This is a genomic window from Nonomuraea sp. NPDC051941, from assembly GCF_044593615.1.
Genome location: NZ_JBIUCF010000120.1, coordinates 1 through 5771 on the forward strand (window position 1 = coordinate 1; position 5771 = coordinate 5771).

The following is a 5771-nucleotide window of genomic DNA, read 5'->3' on the forward strand; positions in this document are numbered from 1 at the left end:
CCTGCGGTAACGGTGGAGTTGACCTTCTGTGGCGGGCCGATGATCACTGCCGCTACGTTCGTTCCGGTTTTGTCCGGTACGGCACGTGAAGTGGTGCGTTGTCAGAGAAGACGTTCTCCGAGGAGCAGTTGGCCCAGCTGCGCTCGTTCCCGGAGATCAGCGCGGATGAGTTGATCCGGTATTTCACGCCGACGGCGGCTGACCGGTCCGCTGGCGGCGTACCTGGCCGGCGGGCCGCTCACCTTCGCCTGATCCCGGGCGTCCAACAGCGCCTTCGGCCGCGCTCACCGACTGCGCGGTCGTCGGCGTGCACCAGCGCCGCAACGCGGCCTCGCCAGGACACGGCCAGCGTGTTCATGAGCCCTCACCTATGAAACAGCCGCCCGGCATCCGGCCGTCCAGGGCGTCTCTGCCTCAATTCTGTTCCATGAGTCGTTTCAAATCCCTGGAGCTTTGAAACACATCCATGAAACGATCGCGGCGTGAGCGACGACGCCTTTTCCCGCGTGGAAGCCTTCGACTGCCCGATGTCCTCCTGTGCCGCCCCCGCCGGCTCTCCCTGCCGGACCGGCCGGGGCAAAGTGGCTGCCCAGTACCACACCGCCCGGTTCCGGCTCGTGCCATCCCTGGCTAAAGTGCTCAACGTCCCCACCCCGGCCATCCGCAAGCCGGGTACGGCCTGGATCGAGCTGCCCCGTCCGGCTGCGGCAGACGCCGAGTCGGCCGGGCACGCGCGGATCGGCTACGCCCGCGCCTCTACCATCCGTCAGTCCCTGGACACCCAGCTCGACGCGCTCAAGGCTGCCGGTGTCACCCGCGTCTTCGCAGAGAAGATCTCCACCCGCGCCACCACCCGCCCCGAACTCGACAAGGCCGTCACCCTGGCCCGGGAACTGCGCGCGGCGGGCGTCGCGGTCACCCTCGTGGTGCACGAGCACAAGCGCCTCGGCCGCGGCCTCGACCTGGCCGCCCTGGCCGAGCAGCTGCGCGCCGCCGGCATCGGCCTGGAGTTCCTCTCCGGCGAGCTGCAGGGCTCCCACGATCCTTCCGGCGTGGTGTTCACCGTGCTGGCCGCCCTGTCTGGGATGGAACGCGAGTACATCCGCGACCGCACCCTGGAAGGCCACGAGTCCGCCCGCGCCCGCGGCAAGGCCATCGGCGGCGCCACCGTCACCGACGAGAACATGCTGTCCATGGCCCTGCACCTGCGCGCCCAGGATTTCAGCCTGCGCGACATCGCTGGGCGGCTCGTCATCACCAGCGGCGCGAAGAAGGGCCGTCATCCCTCGGCCGCGACCGTCCTGCGCATGCTGCGCGACCACGACCAGCAGACCGCAATCTGACGGGCCCGGCCCGTCAACGCCTGGGGAACGGCCGAACGCGGGAGCTATCGCAGGCGGATCGCCTCGGCCGCGCGGCGGCAGACCGGGTACACCGGGTGCCCGCCGACTGCTGCGATGGAACGGAATCCGGCGTTACCACGTCCTGAAGACCGCAATGGCAGGGTGCGACTGACCTTGGGAGAACCCCGTCAACGCCGGATTCCGTTCCAAATCTCTCTGACCCCCGAACACGTCGATTGACGGTGACCGCCCTGACCTTCTCGGGCTCCGGTAGATTTCGCACTGCTGCGGTATGATTTGGACGGTTTGCTGGCTGGCAATCTGTCGACTCACCCGGGAGCCGAGGTGGCTCTGCCCGTTCATCCCGTCCGGCCAGGCGTCGACGATCAGCCGGCCGGTGGCGCTCTCTTACGCCTTCAGATCCTGGGCCCGTTGCGGGTGTGGCGCGATGGTGTCGAACTGGATGCCGGCCCCCGGCAACAGGCTTATCTGCTGGCCCTGCTTCTGGCCCGGGTGGGCAGGCCGGTCAGCACGAGTGAGCTGATCGACCTGGTCTGGGACCACGAGGTCCCCAACAGCGCGCTCAACGTCATCCAAAAATACGTCGGCGCATTGCGGCGACTGCTCGAACCCGCGACCCCCGCCCGTAAATCCGGCTCATACCTGCACCACCGCAGCGGCTCCTACCAGTTCACCGCCGCCCCCGGCACCCTGGACCTCCGCACCTTCCGGGAACTCGTCGAGACCGCCAAGGCGGCCCTGGCACGGCAACGCCTGGAAACGGCGCTCGATCGCTATGTCGAAGCGCTTGGTCTCTGGCGGGGCCGTGCGGGCGACGGGTTCACGCACCGATCGAACGCGCTGCCGACCTTCGCCGCCCTCGACGACGAGTTTCACGCCGCGTGCACCGAAGCGGCCGAACTGGCGGTGTCGCTGGGCCGACCGGCGGGGGTGCTGCCGGCGTTGCAGCTGGCCGCATCGATGGCGCCGTTCCACGAACCCGTACAGGCCGGCCTCATCTCCATCCTCGGGGCGGCGGGACGCCAGGCGGAGGCACTGTCGGTGTTCCGCGAGGTCCGCGCCCGCCTTGCCGACGAGCTCGGTATCGATCCTGGCCCGGAGCTGCAGGCCGCACACCTGCGAGTGCTGTCGCAGCCCTCGGCGTCGCCGCTCGTGGCGCGTACGGACGGTGGGGATGACGGCGCGTCGGCGCGAACGGCAGCCGGGCTGGTCGGCCGGGCCGAGGAACTCGCCCTACTGCGGCAATCCGTCGAGATGGCGTTCACCGGCCGCCCAGCGCTCCGTATCGTCGAAGGCGAGCCGGGCGTAGGCAAGACCCGCCTGGTACAAGAGATCGCCACCGAAGCGAGCCGGCGTGGCGCGCTGGTCGTCTGGGGTTCGTGCCTGGAAGGCGACGGAACACCGTCGATGTGGCCCTGGGAACAGACGCTCCGCCCGATTCTGGACAGCCTGCCCGCGCCGCTGCGGGAGAAGTGGCTCGCCAGTGAGCTCGGCAGTCTCCTGGAATCGCGAGACGACTACGCCGCCGCGCCGGCCATTCCCGACACCGGTGCCCAGTTTCGCCTGTTCGAGCAGGTCGTCACCGCCGTTGGGCAGGCCTCGGCGCAACGGCCCACGCTGCTGATCGTCGATGACCTCCAATGGGCCGACGCCGCCTCGCTCCAGCTGTTCGGCCACCTGACGGCCCGGCTACCCGCCGGCACGGTGATCATCGGTGCGCTACGCGATCGCGCACCCGTACCCGGCTCTGATCTGTCGCGGGTCCTGGCCGCGGCCAGCCGGCTGCCCGGCCACCGCAGGATCCGGCTCGGCCCGCTCGGCTTGACCGACGTGACCGAGCTCATCCGCCGCGAGACCGGCCACGATCCCGGTGCCGAAGTCGCCCGCGGCATCCATGCCCGCACCGCCGGCAATCCGTTCTTCGTCCAGGAGCTGTCCCGGCTGCTCAGCGACGGCGGCTCGCTCGGCGACGGCGGCGCGTCAGTACGGGCCGGGGTGCCGGCCACCGTGCGAGACGTCGTCCGCGATCGGATGTCCGGTCTCGACGACAGCGCTCACGGCCTGCTGCGCATCGCCGCGGTCATCGGCCGCGACGTGGACCTCGACCTGCTCGCCCGCGCGATCGGCGTCGATGTCGCGGACTGCCTCGAACGCCTCGAACCGCTGCAAGCACTCGGTCTCCTGGAGACCAAGCCGGAAGACCCGTTCTCGTGGCGCTTCGCGCACGACCTGGTCCGCGAGTCGGTCACCGAGACCATTGCGCGGCGGCAGGCCGTCCAGCTGCATCTGCGCGTCGCCGACGCCCTCGAACACATCCATGCGGACGACGAGTCCGTCGCCGAACGCCTCGCCTACCACCTGCGGGGCGCCGGCCCCTTGGCCGACCCGGTTCGCACCGCGGAGGCACTGGCGCGCGCTGGTCGCCGCGCGGCGACCAAGCTCGCGTTCGCGGCCGCCCATCGGAACCTGGAATCGGCCGTCCAGATCGCCCGGACGGCAGGGCTGCTGGAGCTGGAACTGTCCGTCCTGTCGCTGCTCAACCTCCTCGCCGTCGAGCCCCCGGGAATGGGCGGCTCGACGTTCGATCTGCTGGAACGGGGCGCATATCTTGCCCGCAGACTCGGCCGCGAGACGGCCGAGGCCGAGTTTCTCTTCGTTCGGATGACCGGGGCCTACGTCTCCACCGAGAAAGACCGTGGGGTGTGGGCTCGCCGGCTGCATGAGCAAGGCCAGGCGTCCGCGAACCCGATCATCCAGGCGTACGGCCGACAGGCCTGGGGCCTGTACCACTGGGACATCGGCGACATCGGCGCGGCGTATCAGTGTTTCAGCTGGGTAGGCCGTACCACTGCGGACGGCATTGCCTCGCTGCTCGCGAACTCGGCCGACCCGCACCCGGGGCCGGCTCAGGAAAGCATGTACCACCTTGCCTGCCGGGTCGGGGGTGTCCCGGTTCGACGCCGCGACGACCTCGGACGTTGGCGGATCCAGGATGAGTGGGTCGGTTATCTGGCCGTGATCACCACGCTGCATGGCGATGTCGAGACGGGGCGGTCCCTGCTCGGCACGGTGTACCAGGCCGAGGGAGACCCCTTTGAGATGTCGGGCTGGACCCGCTACCAAACCATGGCCGCCACGATGGCCGGTGACACGACCTGGACGATGCACGCGACCGAGCGGTGGGTCGCGGCCAGCGCCGACCGTCCCGGCGTCGCGCAGGAAGCCTACATACGGCTGGACTGGTACTGGGCCCGTGCCCTCACCGGCGACGACCCGGCCGGCACCGCGGCCAAGGCCGAACATCTCCTGGCCGCGACCCTGCTCGACCCGCCGAGATGGGGCCTCGCCTACTGGTACGGACTGATCGCCGAGATGTGGCTGGCAGCCGAGATGCCCGACAAGGCCGCGACCGCCCTCGACCGGGCCGACCAGGCCGTCAAGGCCCACGGCCAACGCTATGCCGAAGGACTTCTCCTGTTGCTGCGCGCCCGCCTGCTGCACGCCCGCGGCGAACCCGTCGACGTCGTGCGAGCCGCCGCCGACGAAGCCCGCGCCCGATCCGGCGAACGCGGGGCCCACCTCTTCGCCCGCCGCGCCGAGAGGTTCCTGGCCGATCTCGACCAGAATCCGGCAGGATGTTGATCGCGATGCGGCGAGATGGGGTCGGCTACGCGTCGGCTATTCGCGTTGTGTTGCGGAGCAGGCCCAGGCCGGCCAAGCCGGCCGCGGTGTCCAGGATCGTCTCCTCGATCGGCCGGGGCCGCCAGCCCAGAACCTCACGCGTTTTCGCGCTCGACGCCTGGCGTGCCACGCCCAGGTCCGGAACGACCGTCGCGAAGCGAGGGCTCACCAGCGCGCCGAGGCGGATCGCCCAGTCCGATGCCGTCCGGGTCGGCACTCGGCGGGCCGCCGGGCCGAGCCGTACCCGCAGCAGGTTCGCGATCTCCGGCAGCGACATCACCCCGGCGGCGGCCAGGAACCGCTCGCCCGCAGCACCCGGCTCGACCACCGCGCGCACGTGCAGGTCCGCGACGTCGCGCACGTCGACCACCCCGAAGGTCACGCGTGGAATGGCAGGCAGCTTTCCGTTCAGCAGTCGTTCCACCACCTCGACGTAGACCGAGCAGTCCGGGCCGAGCGCCGGGCCGAAGACGCCGACGGGGTTGATCACGGCCAGTTCCATCCCGCCGCCCGACCGGTCGACGAAGTCCCACGCCGAGCCCGCTCGGCGACCAGCTTCCACCGCGAGTACACGGCCATCGCGGGACCCCACGGTGCCGAGGCTGGGAATCTCGGCAAAGATCGCCGGTTTGGGCTGGTGACATGGGCGTTACCGGCACCCCTGGTTGTGATCCAACACTGTGATCAAACCGAGACATCGACCGGAGGCCGCTGCATTACCGCAGC

3 protein-coding genes are annotated in these 5771 nt (G+C 70.0%); 2 read left to right on the forward strand and 1 reads right to left on the reverse strand.

Annotated features, from left to right (window positions below; genetic code table 11):
* Positions 1-482 precede the first annotated feature (482 nt).
* Positions 483-1343 (forward strand): recombinase family protein, encoded by an 861-nt coding sequence (locus tag ACIHFD_RS67490; RefSeq protein ID WP_397375904.1) that lies wholly within the window; start codon positions 483-485, stop codon positions 1341-1343.
* Between the two features lie 345 nt (positions 1344-1688).
* Positions 1689-5006, forward strand: coding sequence for a BTAD domain-containing putative transcriptional regulator (locus ACIHFD_RS67495; protein ID WP_397375905.1), 3318 nt, complete (start codon positions 1689-1691; stop codon positions 5004-5006).
* 25 nt (positions 5007-5031) lie between these two features.
* Here ACIHFD_RS67495 and ACIHFD_RS67500 read toward each other — a convergent pair whose 3' ends face one another.
* Positions 5032-5607 (reverse strand): hypothetical protein, encoded by a 576-nt coding sequence (locus ACIHFD_RS67500; RefSeq protein WP_397375906.1) that lies wholly within the window; start codon positions 5605-5607, stop codon positions 5032-5034.
* Positions 5608-5771: the final 164 nt, after the last annotated feature.